Below are 19,149 nucleotides of genomic sequence, written 5' to 3' on the forward strand. Positions count from 1 at the left end.
CAGATTTAACTCTGCGCTACATGGCCACAAGAATGACGAATAACCAAGTCCACTGGCATTAAATATTGTTCGACTCTACTGCCGTTAATCAATTGTATTAGGCTTTCAACCAATATTTCTCCGGCTAATTTAGTGTTTTGCTGCACGGTGGTCAAAGCGGGGTTGGCGAAACTTGAGATAGGAATATTGTCGTAACCTGCCACCGCGACTTGCTGGGGTATGCTTATATTGTTATCGCGCAATGCCCTCATTGCGCCCATCGCAATTAAATCACTGGCACAAACTAGGGCATCAAAAGGTAAACCTGCTGCCAGTAAACTGCATGTTGCTTGATAGCCAGAGTCTTCGGTGGATATTGCTTCAATTTGCATAACGGGGTTATGTACCAAGCCAGCTTCATGTAAGGCTTGACTAAAACCAATATAGCGGTCCATAAATTCAGGGCAGTGTTTGTCGGCACCACCGATAAAAGCAAAGGTTGTACGGCCTTGATTAATCATGTGTTGGGTGATGTCAAAACCACCTTGAATATTATTGCTGCCTATTGAGACACCTGGATGATCAACATCATGCGCTCCCCAGCGAACAAAATGTGTTTGCTGCTCTTCTAATTTGGCCAGTTTGTCACGGTAATCCACATAATCACCGTAGCCCAACAGTATAATGCCATCCGCTTTGTTCGAGTCTTCGTATTCGGCGTGCCAGTCGTCATTTAGATTTTGAAATGAGACAAGTAAGTCATAACCCGCTTTTGCGCTGGCTTTGGTAATACTGCCCAACATCGATAAGAAAAACGGATTGATAAGCGAATCGTCAGACGTAGGATCTTCAAACAACAACAACGCCAAAGTACCGCTTTGTTGCCGTCGTAAGTTACTGGCGTTTTTGTCTACTTTATAATTTAACTCGGCTGCAATAGCTTGGACTTTTTCGCGAGTTTCTTTATTCACCAAAGGGCTATTTCTTAGGGCTCTGGAAACTGTCGACTGTGATACACCGGCTAAGTGGGCAATATCAAAAGATGTTGCTTTATCTCTCATAACTACGTGTTTATTCCCTGAAACGCTATTTGCGTTATTTGACTGTGACGACTCGAACTTGACTTTTATACACCAGCTTATGATTTTGTTCCTTAATATTCTGCAAAAACATAAAAAGAAAACAGCGATGCGGGAAAATTAAGCAAAAATCGCAGGTTGGCGCTTAAAGATACGATCAGCGTACTTAGGCCCAGAAAAACCCTTATGCACTCACTTCAACCTGTTATAATATGCGGCTCGTATTTTACCAATCATTGCTAAGAGGATATTCTTAATGGCCGAGACTGACAGTCGTCCGACCAACTTCATTCGTCAAATTATTGATAACGATCTTAAAAGTGGCTTGCATAGCGTTGTTCAAACGCGCTTTCCACCTGAGCCAAATGGTTATTTACATATTGGCCATGCAAAATCAATTTGTTTGAATTTTGGCATAGCTCAAGACTACGCAGGTTATTGTAATCTTCGCTTTGACGACACCAATCCTGAAAAAGAAGACATCGATTATGTGAATGCCATTCAGCAGGATGTGAGTTGGTTGGGGTTCAAATGGCACGGTAAAGTCAGGTATTCATCTGATTATTTTGAGCAGTTGTATGGTTTTGCTCTTGAATTAATTAACAAAGGTTTGGCTTATGTTGACTTTTCAACGCCAGAAGAAGTAAGACAGCTGCGCGGCACGCTAAAGGCGCCTGGACAAAATAGCGCTTACCGAGATACCTCTGTAGCAGATAACTTAGCGCATTTTGAAAAAATGAAACAGGGAGAATATCAAGAGGGCCAATGTTTGTTGCGCGCTAAAATTGATATGGCTTCACCGTTTATGTGTATGCGTGATCCAGCGTTATACCGTGTTAAGTTTGCCCATCATCACCAAACCGGTGATGCTTGGTGTATCTATCCTATGTATGACTTTACGCATTGTATCTCTGATGCAATTGAGGGGATTACACACTCATTATGTACATTAGAGTTTCAAGATAATCGTCGTTTATACGATTGGGTATTGAGTAATATCACCATTGATACAGTGCCTCATCAATACGAGTTTTCTCGTTTAAATCTTGAATACACTGTGCTCAGTAAACGTAAGCTTATTCAACTAGTTGAAGAAAAACATGTAGCGGGTTGGGATGACCCCCGAATGCCTACTATTGCCGGTTTACGTCGACGAGGTTTTACACCGAACGCGATTGTTGAGTTTTGCAAACGTATTGGTGTGACGAAAATGGATAATTTGGTTGAAATGTCTATGTTAGACGCCTGTATACGTGAAGAATTAAACGAACGTGCACCACGGGCGATGGCTGTGCTTGACCCAGTAAAGCTCGTTATTGAAAATTATCCAAATGATACTAGCGAAACCTTGGTGGCACAGAATCATCCTAATGATGAATCGATGGGGACGCGTCAATTACCCTTTACCCGCGAGATTTATATCGAAGCGGAAGATTTTCGCGAAGAAGCCAATAAGAAATTTAAACGTTTAGTGTTAGGCAAAGAAGTGCGTTTACGCAATGCCTATGTGATCAAAGCCGAGCGCGTTGAAAAAGACGAACAAGGCAATGTAATTTGCATTTACTGCACTTATGATGAACAAACGCTAGGTAAGGATCCAGCCGATGGCCGTAAGGTTAAAGGGGTTATTCATTGGGTTTCAGCCACTCATGGCCTAAAAGCACAAGTTAATTTGTATGACAGATTATTTAGTGTGCCCAATCCAGCTGGGGAAGACGATTTTTTAGCGGCCTTGAATCCAGAATCCTTATTAGTGAAACAGGCTATTGTTGAACCTAGTTTGCAAAATGCTGAGGTGGGTCACTCATTACAGTTCGAACGCATGGGTTACTTTACTTTGGATAAAAGTAGCACCACTGACCAGTTGGTGTTTAACCGCACTGTTGGATTACGTGATTCTTGGGCAAAAGCAGATCAAGAGTAAGGCACAGGGTAAAGACAAAAAAAGCAGACACGTAGTCTGCTTTTTTTATGCCTGAAACAACCTCAAAAAGTGGGCAATCAAGCTTGAGCGTGCATGGTCTCTCCGCGCTCTGCTGAGCTATTGGCATCCATCAAATACAAGTAGTAAGGCATAAGATCCGCAGGGGTTTTAAGTAAACTCGCATCTTCGGCAGGAAAAGCAGATGCACGCATTGCCGTTTTGGTGCCGCCGGGATTTAAGCAATTAAAACGAATTGACGAGTTCTCATATTCATCAGCCAATACTTCCATCATACCTTGCGTGGCAAATTTTGATACAGCATAGGCCCCCCAATAGGCCTTACCTTTGATACCAACACCTGAGGTGGTAAAAATAACCGAAGCTGCGGGCGCTTTTTTTAACAGTGGTAACAGAGCTTGTGTTAAATAAAACTGGCTATTTACATTTACTTGCATAATAGATTGCCATTCTTCCACTGGAATTTGAACAAAGGGACCGAGATTACCCAGTTTAGCCGCGTTATGCAGTAAACCATCGAGTTGACCAAACTGATGTTCAATGGAACCTGCTAAACCCGCGTAGTGATTAGGAGTTGCACCCTGTAAATCAAGTGGCACGATAGCGGGCTCTTTACCGCCTTCGCTGATAATCTGATCATAAACCTGTTCTAATTTTTTGACGGTTTTACCAAGTAAAATAACGGTTGCACCATAGCGAGCATACTGCAGGGCCGCTTCTTTGCCGATGCCGTCACCAGCGCCTGTGACTAAAATAACCTTGTCTCTTAAATATTGTGTTTGAGGTGTGTAATTGAGCATGGAGTAACTTAATTGTTAGTGATGGCAGGATAATATCATTGATAAATGAACTTTTGCACTTTTAGGCAATTTCTCATTTATTGGCAGATTTGGCTTACAAAATATTAACAAAGCTTTGCAAAAAGCAAATAAAGTCAATAAGATTGCAACAAGTTTAACTGGTCTAACTTGTTGCTTGCACGGATAAACCCTTCGTACAAAACCAATAAAAGAAACGGCCAAATTAATAGACAACAATCATCGGATAACGTGGAAACCTTATGAAAAAATTATTACTCGCTATGAGTATTTCAGCTGTTTTGGGACTAAGTAGTTGTGGTGGAGACACCGTTGAAGAAATGAAAAGTGCAAGCGGCACCGACCGAGCCGCTTCAAGAATTTTATTTGATCCCAGCGCTGGAGTATTGCCGGTTCCTAGCGATCTGCTTTTTGCATTGGCAGCACAAACTCAAGATGGCACCCTAGAAGTACCAGATGAGGTTGCAGCAAAAGCGGCAGGCATGGCTCCTGACTTTGGCAGCCCATCGGTAGCCTTAGGTGCGCAAGACGGTTGGTCTACACAGCAAGCATTCAGTATTTCAACTTCTCATCCTGCTGGTATTTCTCTTGACGCCGCTTCGGTGTCAACCCCGGGTTCAGTGCGCTTATTTAAAGGGGCAATTGGCGGAGCATTAAACGATGCTGATTGTTTAACCGCATCACCTTTAACGGGCTGTAAGATTTATGAAGAGCTAACCTTTGGGGTCGATTTTGCCGCTCAAGCTGTCGGCGACAATATTGCGATTATTCCACTTAAAGCATTTGAAGGTTCAACGTCTTATTACGTGGTACTAACCGATGGTTTGAAGGCCAGCGATGGTCAGTCACTAAAAGCATCTACCTCTTATGAGCTGGTGAGTTTACCTATTACTACACAACCTCTATCTAGCGATTCTCAACTGGCGCTGCAAGGTTTAGTGAATTCCTATGAGTCAGTGGTTGTGAGTCAAGGTGGGGTAGACGCTGATTCCATCATATTCACTTCTACCTTTACTACGCAAACCACTGATACCATTTTTAATACCATGAAAGGCATTCAAATTGCAGGTTTTGCAGGTGCTTTGGCACAGGGCGTAAGCCCACAAGTGGCCGCGCAGTATTTACCTTCTATTACTGTAGCCGAACAGCAAAACGCTACTGCCTTTGATGTGCTTGCTGGTGCTTTATTAAGCGCAGATCAAATTGCTGGTCTGGAGCAATACGGCTTGAAAAGTTGTAGTGCCTTGGCAGCGACCTTAGCAACGCCCACTTCACCATTATTTTCAACAGCAGTAAGTACCTTCGCTCAAGTAGGGCCGTTTTGTGCGTCTCAAGTAAGTTCTGGTAGTATTGATTTACCTTACTACTTAAGTACTACTGCGCCCCTGAGTGATTTTTGGCATGCAGCATGTACCAATGGTTTAGCGCTGCAAGGTATCGGTGCAGAAAATATTCCTAGTTTGATTGCCAATGGCACCTTACCCGTGGGCAGCAATAATGCCCTGTGTCAGGCCGCATCTAATGGTCAGTTGTTAGATTTAGATGTATCGGCACTGGGAATAAGTGATGAGCGTCACGTTACCCGTTACAGCCCAATTGTAAAACCACAGGGCAGAAACACCAACGGTACTGAAACCTTGCAGGTACAAATTACCGTACCTGATGAAGCCGTTGTGGCGGCATTAGCCGGTTTGAGTGGGTCTGTTACAGCGATTTCTAAGCCAGAAGCCGGTTGGCCTGTGGTGATTTTAACCCATGGTATTACCTCTAAAAAAGAAGATATGTTGATCTTATCTGGCGCGCTATCACTGGCCGGTTTTGCCACAGTGGCGATTGATAATCCCTTACATGGTAGCCGCGGTTTTACCCTGGAAGATGGCACTATTGTTAACGCTTCTGGTGGTTTTGGTGGCAGCACTACAGATTATTTCAACTTAAGTAGCTTGTTAACCGCCCGAGATAACACCAGGCAAGGTATCGCCGATGTTCTTGGCTTACGTTTAGGTTTACATGCACTTGCTGATGCAAGTGGGAGTATTGATATTGACGCCTCTAATGTCTATTTAGCCGGACAATCTCTTGGTTCGATTATCGGTAGCACGGCAGTAACTGTGGCCAATACCAGCTTGAGTGAAGTCAATCCGGCGTTAGCTGCTTTTGATGGGATGTTCAAGTTTAATGCTGTTGCGTTAAATGTTCCTGGCGGTGGTGTGGCAAATTTCCTTATGCAATCAGCCTCCTTTGGTAATTTAGTGAAGGGCTCGTTGTTTGCAGCATCTTCCACTGAGTTTCAACAATTTTTAGCTGCCTTTGCACAGGAAAATAGTTTGCCGCTACAAAGCGCCATTTCGCCTGCTTACGCAGCATTTTCTGCAGGCTTTAGCGCGGAGCAAAGTGCTGCAGCTAATGCCTTGTTTTCTCAATTTACCTTTGCTGCTCAAACGCTATTAGATTCGAGCGACCCAAATACCTATGCAGCAAAACTAGCTGCAACTGAAACGCCGGTATACATGGCTGAGGTAGTTGGTGGTGGTACAAATGATGATGGCTCAACAGCACTTTCAGATCGCGTTATTCCTAATTTTGTTGCTCCACTAGCCGGTACTGAGGCTCTTGCTTCGCTTATTGGATTAGAAGGAGTGGTGTCGACTACACCAGGGAATGGCATTGTTCGTTTTACCAGTGGCGAGCATAGCTCATTGTTGAATCCCGCGCTCAGCATGGCGACAACTCGTGAAATGCAAGCTCAAATTGCTAAGTTTTTTGCGACTGACCTAATGGGACAAGCCACTATTGTTGTGTCAGATACCAGTGTTGTAGCGAACTAAGTTAGAAAAAGTTGATTTAACAAAGCCAAGTCTTAGACTTGGCTTTTTTTTTAGTTATTCATCCCCATAAAGTGTGAAACGAAATTAGGAGAGTACCAATTTGGAATTTTTATATGAATACGGCTTATTTACCGCTAAGGCGATTACCATTGTTGTGGCCTTACTATTAGCAATTGGAGGAATTGTCAGTTTAGCCTCTAAGCAAAAGTCAGGGAAAGGACACCTCGAAATTACCTCCTTATCAGAAAAACTTGAAGACGTCGCCGATTATTCTCGCAGTATGCTACTCACCAAAGAGCAGTTAAAAAAGCATAATAAAGAACAGAAAAAAGCAGAAAAACAACAAAAGAAGAGTGCCGAAGACCAAGTAAGCAGCCATTTGTTTGTTATCGACTTTAAAGGCTCAATGGATGCCCATGAAGTAGAATATCTACGAGAAGAAATTACTGCCATTTTGACGATTGCCAAACCAGAAGATGAGGTGCTGGTACGCCTAGAAAGTGGCGGCGGAGTAGTGCACGGTTATGGACTTGCCGCATCTCAACTTCAACGATTATGCGATAAAAAGATCAAACTCACGGTTGCAGTTGATAAGGTCGCTGCCAGTGGCGGTTACATGATGGCGTGTGTTGCGGATAGAGTACTCGCTGCAAAATTTGCCATAATTGGCTCGATTGGGGTCATTGCTCAATTGCCTAATTTTAATAAATTATTGAAAAAAAGTAATATCGAGTGGGAGCAACACACCGCGGGAGAATTTAAACGCACATTAACCATGTTTGGTGAAAACAATGAGCAAGGTCGCGAAAAATTCAAAGAAGAACTAGAAGAAGTTCATCAAATGTTCAAAGGCTTTGTACAAGAGCATCGTCCTGAATTAGACATAAGTAAAGTGGCTACCGGTGAATACTGGTATGGTAGTAGAGCCTTAGAACTAGGTTTGGTTGATGAAATTCAAACTTCAGACGATTATTTATTACGTGCCAATGAGCAACGTAAAATCTATAGCGTTAAATATTCCATGAAAAAGAATATCGCTGAACGTCTAGGTTTTGCCGCCAGTACCGCGATTGAGTCGGTGCTTGTGAAATTATGGTCAATGCAGAACAACTTGTTTAAATAATCCGTAGCGCACTATTCGCGCAAGCTCATCGTTGATTAGTGCTTAGCGTTAGGCAAATTGCTGCAAGGTAGTTTGCCTTTTTTATTGATGCCTAATTTCAGATGATGTTGAACTTGATAAGCCCATGTCTTATGTGTTTTTACATTTGCCTTATGAGCTCAGATATTGAGACAATTGCTGCGGCTAAGCTGTTAAGCACTCTCTAACATTTTTATCTGCGGCGCAGTGATAACACTGAAGGCTCAAAGGCTTGCTTGGAAGGTAAAAACAGTTCTGCTCTCATTTGAACTTACCGTCAGCGATCCGTTATGGGACAAGGTTATTTGAGAGGCTATGAACAAACCTAAACCCAAACCGCCGGTTTTCTTGTTACTTTCATTGCGCCAAAAAGGCTGAAATAGCTTATCAACTGTCTCTGGGCTGATAGGAGAGCCCCCGTTACTGACAGTCAATGTAAAAACACCCTCAATGATGGTTGATGTTACCTCGATGATTTGTGCCGGGTCGCCATGCACGATGGCGTTAATTAAAAGGTTAGATAACAATTGGGCGATTCGCTCAGGATCACAATTAAGCAATCCCTCAACATTAATGCTAGTTTGAATGGTCTGTTGTGGATGCAAAGCTGCGAGTTCAGCGACAGTGTGGGATAAAATATTTTGTAAATTGTTAACCGGCTTTACTTGCAATTCGATGCCATTGCCCATTTTTCCGTGGGTCAAATCCATCACATCACTAATCAAACGTTTCATTCTATTTGCACTATTGTCCATGCGAGCGAGAATTTTTTGCGAGGTATCATCTTTTACCTGTTCCATCAGAAAATTCACGCCCATGGTAAGAGCAGACAAAGGCGTTCTTAAATCGTGACCCAGAATGGCGATGTATTGTTCTCGTAATTTGGCGGCCGTCTTCTCATTAAATAAATCAGACTCAACCGTACTGAGTTTTTCGTCAGCTTCAATCTGTCTCGAAATCAATTCTGCAAAAGACTTAATTTGTTGTTTGATCTCAGTGGTTTTTAATTTTGCTGGTAGCGGATCTAGACCGCAGAGGGTGCCGAAAAAATGGCCATTTTTACTGAATATAGGGAAGGAAAAGTAGCTTTCAAATCCATACATGCTTGGGATCGTACTACTGTTATAATACTCGTCATTCTGCGCGTGCTCTATAATGATTGGCGTACTCGACTGTCTAACCTGGTTACAAAAAGTAGTCTGTATCTCCAGCTCATCACCTGGTTGTAGATTAAAATTAACCCTATCTAATACTGCACAGGTGGTCCAGTTGTCGTGAGTTACTCTAGCGATACAGATAAATCGTAGACTTGTCGCGTCTGCTAACATTTTCATGATGAAAGGAACAGCCTCGATAGACTGGATAGTACGGATATCTTTTTCGATTAAGGCGTTCATTAACTACTCTTTATTTTGCGCTTGTCCATCTTCATTATTTACAGAGCTCATATTTTGCCATTCATTTGACATATTGGCTTTGCGCTTATTATCGTATTGAGTTAAATCAAAAAGTGATGCGGCTAGCCTAAACTTGTAACATTACCTGCGTTTGTTTTCAATGACATTCATATGGCTGTGCTTTCAAATCATATAATAGTCGGCCAAATGCCTTCATAAGATAGGGGCGCAGCATACTATTTTCACGGCGATGGTGTTCATCTTTTGCCGTGATACGCGGCAAACTACTCTAGGTAAATACCGCGTTTAACCTGCATTGCAATATGGCTGCCTAAGGTTATAATCCGCGCCTTTTGATAAAACCTCAATGAATTAGGTTTTCCTGCACCATAAAGAGCTGCTCCATCATGAAGTTTATAATCAAACTACACCCTGAGATTTTAATTAAGAGTAAGGCCGTGCGTAAACGTTTTACCCGCTTGCTGGAAGGGAATATTCGTTTGGTGTTTAAACGTAATGAGCTGTCGGTGGAAGTACGTCATTCGTGGGATAAGCTGGTGTTGTTGGTTAATCCTAAAGCCATTGAACGATTAGATGAAGTGATCGCATTGCTGCAACGTATTCCTGGTATCGATCAAATATTAGATGTACAAGAGAGTCAATTTACTGATCTTGAAGATATTTATCAGCAAGTGAAAGGCATCTGGCAGGATAAATTGGCTGGCTTACGTTTTGCGGTAAAAGTAAAACGCCGTGGTCAACATAATTTTAGCTCGCTTGAAGCAGCCGCCTACATCGGTGGAAGGCTAAAAGAGCATTGTGCAAGCAGTCAAATTAAACTAAAAAATCCAGATATCACTATTGATCTCGATATTACTGACAACACCTTAATTTTTAATCATCAACGCATTAAATGCCTTGGTGGTATGCCTTTGCCGAGTCAGGAAGATGTTTTGTCCTTGATCTCTGGAGGTTTTGACTCTGGGGTCGCCAGCTATCAATTAATTCGTCGTGGTGCCCGTACTCATTTTTGTTTTTTTAATTTAGGGGGCAGGGAGCACGAAATTGGTGTAAAGCAGGTCAGTTATTATTTATGGCAACGTTATAGTGAGTCACACAAGGTCAAATTTGTGATGCTGGACTTTTCAAAGGTGGTTAACGAGATTGTTGAAAAGGTTGACAATAATCAAATGGGCGTTGTGCTTAAACGTATGATGGTGCGCGCAGCATCAATGGTGGCAGATAAACTTAATATCAATGCCTTGGTTACGGGTGAATGTATAGGGCAAGTTGCCAGTCAAACCATCAGTAATTTGCAAATTATCGACCAAGCCACAGACAAACTCATTATTCGCCCCTTAGTGTGCATGGATAAAAGTGACATTATCAATATCGCACGTCAGATTGGCACTGAGGATTTTGCCAGAGTCATGCCAGAATATTGCGGAGTAGTTTCTCGTAAACCCACGGTTAAAGCACTGTTATCTACTATCGTAAATGAAGAGGCTAAAATTGATGGTAATTTACTAAAGCTCGCCGTTGAAGAAGCAAACTTTAACGATATTCGTAGCATACTAGACGAAACCCAACAGCTTATTAAAACCGTCAACAACACACAGACACTACCTGATGGTGCGGTAGTCATTGATATTCGCTCTTTTGACGAACAAGAAGCTAAGCCTTTGGTCTTGAAAAACAATGAAGTAAAACATATTCCGTTTTTTAAATTGGCTAATCAGGTACGTGTATTAGACGCGAAAACTGAGTATTTTTTATATTGCGAAAAAGGTGTAATGAGCCAGCTACAGGCCTTGCTCTTGCTGGAGCAGGGCCATAGCAATGTGCAAGTATATAGGCCCTGATTCATCGATTTTTTTATTAATTGCCCGATAACCCATCAAAAATCCATACGCTCTCTTTCTTTCAACATTGCCTGGTATAGCGCGTTATCGGCTTCTATTAGCATACCTGACATCTACTCAACGTCTGTGTACTCAGCCCCTTCAGAGACATACCGAGTTTTAGCTTAGTAAAGGCTAAGAGTGAGAAGATAAACTTAATTTTTTAACTAAATCCTTGCACAGTGTTATTGGCAGTGGAGGCGGTACAATTTAGACATTTAAAGAGAAATTTGGCACCGTTTCGTCCCATTATCGCTGAAACCTCAAAGTATTCTCTTGCTGGTTGAATGCTCAAGCTTCTTAAATTCAACTATGCGATAAGGCTTGTTTGCATGTCGACAAGCACCAACTCTTGACGACAAAAATAAATGTTAAGTAAAAAACAACAGCATTTAAAAAGTTAGATAGAATAGGCCTTATAATCAGTAACAGAGTTTAAAATTTGCAACATAAGCATCAGAAACGACGTCGTAAAGTTAACACAGTAGCGGTAGGACCTAATCAAGAGTTTCAGGTTGAGGGGTTAACACATGACGCTAGGGGCGTGGCCCGGTTGAGCGGCAAAGTGACCTTTATTGAAGGGGCCTTACCTGATGAAAAAGTTATCGCTCAGGTAATTAAGCCGGGCAAAAGCTTTGACATCGCTAGTTTGAATCAAATCATTGAAGTCAGCCCTTATCGTTTAACCCCCCTTTGTCCGCATTACGACCTGTGTGGTGGTTGTAGTTTTCAGCACTTAGCTATGGAGCAGCAGCTAGTTGCCAAACAAACGTGGTTGCAAGGTCAGTTACGCAAAGTCATCGGCGAACTGCCCATAGAACGTTTAAGTGCCGAGGATTATGGGTATCGTCGCCGAGCAAGAGTTGCTTTCATTTATAGTGAAGGTAAAACTATCATGGGCTTTCGTGGTAAAGCCTCAAACCGCATTATCGATATCGACAATTGTATTGTGCTGACCCCAGCGTTGCAGCAGATTTTCGCCAAGCTCAAACAACGTTTGTTAAGCGATAGCTTAGCAGCAAATTTAGGGCATATAGAATTACTTGAAGATAGCCGCGGTGTGTCAGTATTGTTTCGATTAACCGCGATGATTAGCCCCGAGTTAAAAGCGCAATGGATGCAATGGGCAGATACGTTTTCGTTTGTCATTTATTGGCAGGATCCAGCAGAAAAACGCGTGCAGGTAGAGGAAGGTGACCTACGCTTTTACGATGTTGATGATCTTAGGCTACGTTACCATCCACAAGACTTTATCCAAGTAAATGAGCAGATGAATAGCAAAATGGTGGCTCTTGCGATGAAATGGCTAGCGCCCAGTCAAGACGACGTGATTTTAGACTTGTTCTGTGGGGTAGGTAATTTTTCATTGCCCTTAGCTAAGCGTGCGAAACAGGTGGTAGGTGTTGAGGTGCAAGCAAGCATGGTCGCCGCTGGCAGACGAAACGCCTCAGAAAACAAACTAGAAAACCTGCAATTTGTAGCGGCTGATTTGAGCCAGACCGTGACAAACGAATTGACGGCCATGTCGGTCACTAAAGTATTACTTGACCCCCCAAGAGCAGGAGCAAAAGCCTTTTTAGATACCCTAATAGGCATTAAACCTCAGCAAATTTTATATGTTTCGTGTGATGCAGCAACCTTAGCTCGAGATACAGAGTACCTCGTTTCAAAAGGCTTCAAGGTGTTACGCGTAACAATGATGAATATGTTTCCGCAAACATCTCACGTTGAAACTATGATGTTACTAGAACGGCTTTCCCAGTGAGTGATCATATTAGTGCTCAGGTACGTAGCCACGTGTTAGGTTAAAAAATTAAGGACAACAAAATGACTGCATTGGTTTGGTTAAGAAGCGATTTACGTGCGAATTGGCATAGCCCTCTAGATTATGCCATTGAACATCATGAGCAGGTGTGTGCACTGTATTGCTTAACACCAGCGCAGTGGCAGCATTATCATTATGCCCCTTGCAAAATTAATTTAATTATTAATCGCCTCTCGGCACTTCGTGAAGAATTAGCGCAAAGAAACGTACCCTTGTTCATTATAAACACTGAAGATTTTGCCCACACTCCCCAAGACCTTATTGAATTTTGCGTTAAGCATCAAATGAGTGCCGTTTACTTCAACGCTGAATACGAATGGGATGAACGAGTTCGAGACAAAAAATTTAAGCAATTATGTGATGAAAAGGACATTAAGGTTGCCAAGTTTCATGATACTTGCATTATTCGCCCTGAAGTCATCATGAGCAAACAAGACACGCCCTATAAGATGTTTACACCTTACTTTAAAACGTGGTTAACTGAGCTGTTAGATCATTTTCCATATCCCACGGCTACCTCATCGGCAAAGTCCACAAAAATAACGCCAGATAATGGTGATTTAACATATTGTAAACAGAACACTGATGTAGAAGATTGGCCTGCGTCTAGTGATGATATGTATAAGCAACTGATAGCCTTTGTTGAGCAAAAAGCCCCTGATTACGCTGACAACAGAGATGTTCCAGCAGTGGATGGCACCAGTCAGATATCCCACTTGCTTTCGATTGGAGGCCTTAGCGCTAAGCACTGTGCATTTGTTTTACAACAAGAATATGGTGAAAAAATCTCTGAGCCAAATCACGGCGCGCACGTGTGGTTAAAAGAGCTCGCGTGGCGCGACTTTTACCGGTATGTGGCGTTTCATTTTACCCATGTAAATAAGAATTTGCCTTTTCAAAAGCAATACCACCACTTTAAGTGGGATGATAACAAAGCGCATTTTGAGGCATGGAAAAAGGGTGAAACAGGCTACCCTATTGTTGATGCTGCGATGCGCGCGCTTAAAGCCACTGGTTGGATGCACAACCGCTTGAGAATGATCGTAGCTAGTTTTTATTGCAAACACTTGTTTTTGCCTTGGCGCTGGGCTGAAGACTATTTTATGAGCCAATTGATTGATGGTGATTTTGCGTCGAATAATGGTGGTTGGCAGTGGAGTGCATCGGTAGGAACGGATGCTGCACCGTATTTTCGTATTTTTAATCCTACTTCACAAAGTGAACGTTTCGACCCGCAGGGCACGTTTATAAAACGTTGGGTGCCAGAGCTGAGTAAGCTGACAGCAAAACAAATTCATCAACCAAGTAAATATACTGATGTCATAAAACTCGGTTACTATGTGCCTATCGTTGACCACGCCAGCTCTGTGTCTCGAACAAAAGCACTATTTAAAAGCTTTATCGATGCCCAGCAGCAGTAAAGCAAAGACAAAAAATTAAGCGACCAAGACCTTTAAAATATGAGCGTTTCAAGAACTGAATTACTGAACACCCTAAATGACTTACTACAGCCGCATTTGATGGGTGACGGGTGCCCAAATGGTTTGCAAATAGAGGGTAAGCCTATCATTCGTAAAATTGTGACAGGCGTGACAGCGTCACAAGCATTGATCGACCGAGCTGTAGCAGCCGAGGCGGACGCCATTTTTGTACATCATGGTTATTTTTGGAAGGGCGAAGATCCTTGTTTAAGCGGCATGAAAAAAAAGCGGATAGCCACTTTGCTGCAACACGATATAAGTTTATTTGCTTATCACTTACCCTTAGATGTGCATCCTAGCCTTGGCAATAATGTGCAACTGGCTCAGCGTTTAGACATAAAAAATATCGAAAACCTTGAAGGAGGAAGGATCAGTATTGCCTTAAAAGGCAACTTTGAAACAGCGCTTACCCCAAGTGAATTAGCCCAGCGTTTAGATTTAGTGCTAGGCAAATCCCCCTTAGTTGAAGTCGCGCAAAAAGCGCTAATCAGTTCCGTGGCATGGTGCACTGGTGGTGGACAAAAATACATCGATTTAGCTGCCAGCCAAGGTATTGATGCGTTTATCACGGGTGAGGTTTCCGAGCAAACCATCCATACTGCACGAGAAATGAATATTCACTTTTTCGCTGCAGGCCATCATGCAACTGAGCGATTTGGTGCCCAAGCAGTGGGTGACTATTTAGCAAAGACCCTTGATGTGACAGTTGAATTTATTGATATTCCCAATCCTGCCTAAGATTAAAAAATGAAAGCCGACCAAAATTTTGATGATATTGCCACGAAGTTTGAGCACAATATCCATGGTTCAACCAAGGGGAAACTCAGGCACGAACTATTTTTACATCATTTAACCAACATCATCGACTTGCGCAGCTCACCTATGCGGATACTTGATGCAGGTGGCGGTACTGGCACCATGACTCAAGCCATGTTAGCCCTAGGACATGAGGTCACACTTACGGATATTTCTGGAGAAACCTTAGCCATTGCTAAAGCTAAGTTTGCCACCAATGACAAGCTGACATTGTGTCATCAAGATATACTTAGCTTGCCTGAAACGCAGTACGATCTTGTTATTTGTCATGCGGTTTTAGAATGGTTAAGCGACCCTTTTCCTGTTATCCAAAAATTAGTGGCCTTGCTTAAGCCCGCTGGGTATTTGTCTTTAAGCTTTTTTAATCAAGATGCGCAGCGTTTCAGTAATATTTGTTACGGTAATTTTGATTATGTTGAGCAAGGCATGAAGGTAAAAAATCAAGTACGCTTAAATCCTAATAATCCACAGCGTCCGCAAGATATTTTGGCTTTTATGCAAGATTTGCCGGTAAATATTGTTCAGCAGGCAGGTATTCGGTGTTTTCACGATTATTTAAAAGATAAGACCCAGCAAACCAGTCATTACGAGCAGTTAAAACGACTAGAATTACAATATGGCGAGCAACAGCCCTATTTGTGGTTTGGTAAATATTTTATGCTAATTGCGCAGCGAACTATATAAATTGAGCAAGGGCTCAACCCATGTAACTTGGCCCTTAACACAAAGGGCAGGGTTACCTGCCCTTTGTGTGTAGTGCTTACTCAGCGAGCAATGCCTCTATATCGGTGATGATATCTGCGGGTTTAGTGGTTGGTGCATAACGCTTAATTACCTTGCCATTTTTATCCACTAAAAATTTAGTAAAATTCCACTTAATCCCTTTGCTGCCCAATACGCCAGGGGCCTCTGACTTGAGAAACGTGTAAAGTGGTGATGCCTGACTTCCGTTTACGTCAATTTTTTGAAACAAGGGAAAATTCACATTAAAGTTAAGGCTACAGAATTGTTCAATTTCTTCGTCTGAACCTGGCTCCTGATGGCCAAATTGGTCACAAGGAAAACCCAGGACAACCAAACCTTGGGCGTGATAGGTGCTGTACAGGCGTTGTAAGCCTTCATATTGAGGCGTAAAACCACATTTACTGGCAGTATTAACAATCAACAACACCTTCCCCTGATACGGTTCGAGGGTGGTTTGTTGGCCATTATTTAAGGTAAGGTTAAAATGATAAAGGGTATCTGTCATGAAGGTTCCTGCATCGTGAGTAGTAGTTTATATTGTCAGGTTTAACGGTACATTCAAGTATTAAAGGGCATAACATGAAGCAAAAAGTAGCTTTTATCGGCTTAGGCGTTATGGGTTATCCCATGGCTGGACATTTAGCGGCTGCAGGTCATCAAGTGAGCGTGTACAACCGTTCATCAGCTAAGGCAGAACGTTGGTTAACTGAGTATGCTGGCCAGTGCGTTGCTACTCCTAGAGAAGCGGCTCAGCAAGCAGAAATTATTTTTATTTGTGTGGGTAACGATGAAGATTTACGTGAAATCATGCTCGGGGAGCAAGGTGTGCTTGCAGGTATCAGCCCTGAAAAAATTGTTGTAGATCACACCACCACATCAGCCAAAGTGGCTAAAGAGATGGCGGCAGAATGCGAAGCCTTAGGTGTTTCTTTTTATGATGCGCCCGTATCTGGCGGACAAATTGGCGCACAAAAGGGGCTGCTTACCATCATGTTAGGCGGTGATGAGGGACACTTTGTTAAGGTTAAAGCGGTAACAAATGCCTATGCAAAATTTAGTCAATTATTAGGGCCTGTAGGCAGTGGTCAATTAGCAAAGATGATGAATCAGATCTGCATCGCAGGCATCGTACAAGGCTTGGCAGAAGCCTTACAGTTTGGCCAAAACGCAGGGCTAGATTGCCAAGCAGTAATCGATGTTATTTCTAAAGGGGCGGCACAGAGCTGGCAAATGGAAAATCGCTCAGCCACGATGCTGCAGCAGCGATACGATTTTGGATTTGCGGTGGATTGGATGCGCAAAGATTTAGATATCGCCCTACAAGAAGCTAAGAATAACGGGAGTTCCTTACCCTTAACCGCGCTGGTTGATCAATTTTATGCTGATGTTCAAAAACTAGGAGGTAACCGTTGGGATACCTCCAGTTTGTTAGCACGACTATAGACTGACTTCGTCGCAGAAACTAAACCAATGGCTCATGTTGCCATTGGTGTCCCAAAAACGACACTTGAGATTTTTCATATTCTCGTTCCGCACGCCATGTACGGTTATTGAGTTTTAGAATGACTCCCGGATAAATTTTCTTATTAGCTAATAATTTGATATTTGTTTGATAGCTGTCTTTCGAATTTTTCATTTCTTCGGCTTTGCTTTCTAGCCATTTTAATAATTGCCACTCGTTTTGCACCATTTCATTGGCTTCTTCTACTCGTCCCTTCATATCTTCGGGGATGTATTTTCCGTTGATCAGGTTCATTCGTTGTTGGTGTCGGGTATTATTTTGTTTAATTTGGCGCAGTAGTTCGTCAAGCGTATCCTTGCGCTCTAACAAACTATTAAAACCGTCGCTAAAATCAATACTTAAACTACTGCCTGAAATAGCGCCTACGGTTCCAGCCGCTAACTTACTATTGCATTTAATGGTACAGCCAAAAATATTACCAGTGGGTTTGTCAACAGCGCCTACTGTTACTTCGCCTTTGCAGGTTACTCGGCTATACGCTAATTGACGGCCAATGGTTACATTGCCATTACAATTTATATCTAGGCCCTGGCCATGTTGAACGTGCACGCTGCCCTTGGCAAATAGCTGAGAGCTGTATTCGGTGACATTGTCATTAACCTTACCCATAGCTCCTTCAGTAATAATGATGTCACCGCCAGCCTGAATATGAGCTGATTCAACAAAGCCATTGATAGTGACATCGCCAGAGGCAATGATTTGCATTTTTTCTGTTACATCGCCGTTTACCAACACCGCGCCATCGTAATTGATGTTGCCCGTTCCTACGTTGACCCCTTTACAAATAAAGGTCTCATCTACCCACATTTTTTGATCTTTAAACTTAGGCATCCCCGAAATGTCAGCGATCAGAAGATTTTCATCTCGTTCACTGATAGCCGTCCCTTCGCCAGGTTTAATAGGCAGTAACTCGCCGGGTTTCGGCTCAATTCTAGCGCCGGTCACAGTCACGCCGATGCGGCCTTTACCTGGTGGTAGGCGGCGCAACAACTCTGTTCCTTTTTTAACGCAAATAACGTCACCCAAATTACGCATATCTACGCGGGCGCTACCAACTTGCTGTGGTTGTAGGATGCGTTCTAGGGCATTTTGCACCAAAGGCTGTAGTTTAGACGAGCGGCCATTTCGTGGTGTTAAACCCTTAGCAACGATATTTTGATAGGTTTGTCCTGGCACTCCGTTATTACACTCTTTGGCAAGGGCTTCTAAGCGTTTTTTACTGATACCTTTAACAATACTGTGTTCTTTCAAGGTTTTCATTAAGTGATCTGCTGTGAGAGCAGCTCCACCATAGCCTCTGGTGATAATTAAGCTTGCAGCTAACTCGTCTTCTTGAATCTTGCATTTAATGTCGCTTTCTTTGCGCTCAGCAATACGGTGAGTTGAGTCATCTTTGTTGCCGTTTTTCAAGGCAGTTTGATAGTGATTTAAGGCATCAACAATATTTTGTTCAAAAATAAACCATTGGCTATATTCACTTCGTTGGAGAATTTCTTGGATGGTTTTAGCATCGATGGGCTTTTGGATCATTTTGGGCGATAACACCACATCCAAAAATTGCTTGTTTTCATCTACCTTAAGGGTAATACCTAGCATTTAAATCACCTTGTCCGTGTGAAACATTGATTTCACAATATAATCAAAACGTTTTGCTTACAATTCAAATTAAATATCGG

14 protein-coding genes are annotated in these 19,149 nt (G+C 42.5%); 9 read left to right on the top strand and 5 right to left on the bottom strand.

Translation table 11 applies throughout. The features are described from left to right. Positions 1 to 5: 5 nt before the first annotated feature. Entirely contained in the window at positions 6 to 1,040 is a 1,035-nt protein-coding gene (locus ACEN2L_RS18615; protein ID WP_441745613.1) for a LacI family DNA-binding transcriptional regulator, read from the bottom strand. A 274-nt stretch (positions 1,041 to 1,314) separates the two neighbouring features. Here ACEN2L_RS18615 and glnS point away from each other — a divergent pair, with 274 nt between their 5' ends. Then, positions 1,315 to 2,982 (top strand): glutamine--tRNA ligase, encoded by a 1,668-nt coding sequence (gene glnS, locus ACEN2L_RS18620; protein ID WP_441745615.1) that lies wholly within the window; start codon positions 1,315 to 1,317, stop codon positions 2,980 to 2,982. A 77-nt stretch (positions 2,983 to 3,059) separates the two neighbouring features. Here the strand turns inward: glnS and ACEN2L_RS18625 are convergent, their stop codons facing one another. Beyond that, complete coding sequence (locus tag ACEN2L_RS18625; RefSeq protein ID WP_441745617.1) at positions 3,060 to 3,800, bottom strand: YciK family oxidoreductase; 741 nt, start codon at positions 3,798 to 3,800, stop codon at positions 3,060 to 3,062. A 260-nt stretch (positions 3,801 to 4,060) separates the two neighbouring features. Between ACEN2L_RS18625 and ACEN2L_RS18630 the strand changes: the two genes are divergently transcribed. Together ACEN2L_RS18630 and sohB are read left to right on the top strand one after the other, a co-directional pair. Then, a complete protein-coding gene (locus ACEN2L_RS18630; RefSeq protein WP_441745619.1) occupies positions 4,061 to 6,646 on the top strand; it encodes a VolA/Pla-1 family phospholipase in 2,586 nt (861 codons plus the stop codon). 100 nt (positions 6,647 to 6,746) lie between these two features. Continuing rightward, positions 6,747 to 7,769 (top strand): protease SohB, encoded by a 1,023-nt coding sequence (gene sohB / locus ACEN2L_RS18635; protein ID WP_441745621.1) that lies wholly within the window; start codon positions 6,747 to 6,749, stop codon positions 7,767 to 7,769. A gap of 242 nt (positions 7,770 to 8,011) precedes the next feature. On the opposite strand, the gene ACEN2L_RS18640 is transcribed toward sohB, so the two are convergent. After that, entirely contained in the window at positions 8,012 to 9,184 is a 1,173-nt protein-coding gene (locus ACEN2L_RS18640) for a GAF domain-containing sensor histidine kinase (protein ID WP_441745623.1), read from the bottom strand. Between the two features lie 407 nt (positions 9,185 to 9,591). Between ACEN2L_RS18640 and thiI the strand changes: the two genes are divergently transcribed. The 5 genes from thiI to ACEN2L_RS18665 all read left to right on the top strand — a co-directional run bounded on the left by thiI (position 9,592) and on the right by ACEN2L_RS18665 (position 15,891). Then, complete coding sequence (gene thiI / locus ACEN2L_RS18645) at positions 9,592 to 11,046, top strand: tRNA uracil 4-sulfurtransferase ThiI (RefSeq protein WP_441745625.1); 1,455 nt, start codon at positions 9,592 to 9,594, stop codon at positions 11,044 to 11,046. 481 nt (positions 11,047 to 11,527) lie between these two features. Beyond that, positions 11,528 to 12,850 carry a 23S rRNA (uracil(1939)-C(5))-methyltransferase RlmD gene (gene rlmD, locus ACEN2L_RS18650; protein ID WP_441745626.1) on the top strand — a complete coding sequence of 441 codons (1,323 nt, stop codon included), beginning with the start codon at positions 11,528 to 11,530 and terminating at the stop codon, positions 12,848 to 12,850. A gap of 62 nt (positions 12,851 to 12,912) precedes the next feature. Next, positions 12,913 to 14,331: a cryptochrome/photolyase family protein gene (locus ACEN2L_RS18655; RefSeq protein ID WP_441745628.1), complete on the top strand. Its 1,419-nt coding sequence runs from the start codon at positions 12,913 to 12,915 to the stop codon at positions 14,329 to 14,331. 39 nt (positions 14,332 to 14,370) lie between these two features. Further along, positions 14,371 to 15,129, top strand: a complete 759-nt coding sequence (locus ACEN2L_RS18660) for a Nif3-like dinuclear metal center hexameric protein (protein WP_306020519.1) — start codon at positions 14,371 to 14,373, stop codon at positions 15,127 to 15,129. A gap of 9 nt (positions 15,130 to 15,138) precedes the next feature. After that, on the top strand, positions 15,139 to 15,891 hold the full coding sequence (locus ACEN2L_RS18665) for a methyltransferase (RefSeq protein WP_441745630.1): 753 nt from the start codon (positions 15,139 to 15,141) through the stop codon (positions 15,889 to 15,891). A gap of 76 nt (positions 15,892 to 15,967) precedes the next feature. On the opposite strand, the gene ACEN2L_RS18670 is transcribed toward ACEN2L_RS18665, so the two are convergent. After that, positions 15,968 to 16,456 (bottom strand): glutathione peroxidase, encoded by a 489-nt coding sequence (locus tag ACEN2L_RS18670; RefSeq protein ID WP_441745632.1) that lies wholly within the window; start codon positions 16,454 to 16,456, stop codon positions 15,968 to 15,970. 74 nt (positions 16,457 to 16,530) lie between these two features. Between ACEN2L_RS18670 and ACEN2L_RS18675 the strand changes: the two genes are divergently transcribed. Continuing rightward, positions 16,531 to 17,394, top strand: coding sequence for an NAD(P)-dependent oxidoreductase (locus ACEN2L_RS18675; RefSeq protein ID WP_441745634.1), 864 nt, complete (start codon positions 16,531 to 16,533; stop codon positions 17,392 to 17,394). Positions 17,395 to 17,413: 19 nt separating this feature from the next. Here ACEN2L_RS18675 and ACEN2L_RS18680 read toward each other — a convergent pair whose 3' ends face one another. Next, entirely contained in the window at positions 17,414 to 19,069 is a 1,656-nt protein-coding gene (locus ACEN2L_RS18680; RefSeq protein ID WP_441745636.1) for a DUF342 domain-containing protein, read from the bottom strand. Positions 19,070 to 19,149: the final 80 nt, after the last annotated feature.

Origin of the sequence: Flavobacterium sp. W21_SRS_FM6 (assembly GCF_052119645.1) — a bacterium.
Classification (GTDB): domain Bacteria; phylum Pseudomonadota; class Gammaproteobacteria; order Enterobacterales; family Alteromonadaceae; genus Paraglaciecola.

Coding starts and splice junctions, on each gene's coding strand:
- ACEN2L_RS18615 (WP_441745613.1), bottom strand. CDS start 1,040: ATGAGAGATAAAGCAACATCTTTTGATATTGCCCACTTAGCCGGTGTA.
- glnS (WP_441745615.1), top strand. CDS start 1,315: ATGGCCGAGACTGACAGTCGTCCGACCAACTTCATTCGTCAAATTATT.
- ACEN2L_RS18625 (WP_441745617.1), bottom strand. CDS start 3,800: ATGCTCAATTACACACCTCAAACACAATATTTAAGAGACAAGGTTATT.
- ACEN2L_RS18630 (WP_441745619.1), top strand. CDS start 4,061: ATGAAAAAATTATTACTCGCTATGAGTATTTCAGCTGTTTTGGGACTA.
- ACEN2L_RS18640 (WP_441745623.1), bottom strand. CDS start 9,184: ATGAACGCCTTAATCGAAAAAGATATCCGTACTATCCAGTCTATCGAG.
- thiI (WP_441745625.1), top strand. CDS start 9,592: ATGAAGTTTATAATCAAACTACACCCTGAGATTTTAATTAAGAGTAAG.
- ACEN2L_RS18655 (WP_441745628.1), top strand. CDS start 12,913: ATGACTGCATTGGTTTGGTTAAGAAGCGATTTACGTGCGAATTGGCAT.
- ACEN2L_RS18660 (WP_306020519.1), top strand. CDS start 14,371: ATGAGCGTTTCAAGAACTGAATTACTGAACACCCTAAATGACTTACTA.
- ACEN2L_RS18665 (WP_441745630.1), top strand. CDS start 15,139: ATGAAAGCCGACCAAAATTTTGATGATATTGCCACGAAGTTTGAGCAC.
- ACEN2L_RS18670 (WP_441745632.1), bottom strand. CDS start 16,456: ATGACAGATACCCTTTATCATTTTAACCTTACCTTAAATAATGGCCAA.
- ACEN2L_RS18675 (WP_441745634.1), top strand. CDS start 16,531: ATGAAGCAAAAAGTAGCTTTTATCGGCTTAGGCGTTATGGGTTATCCC.
- ACEN2L_RS18680 (WP_441745636.1), bottom strand. CDS start 19,069: ATGCTAGGTATTACCCTTAAGGTAGATGAAAACAAGCAATTTTTGGAT.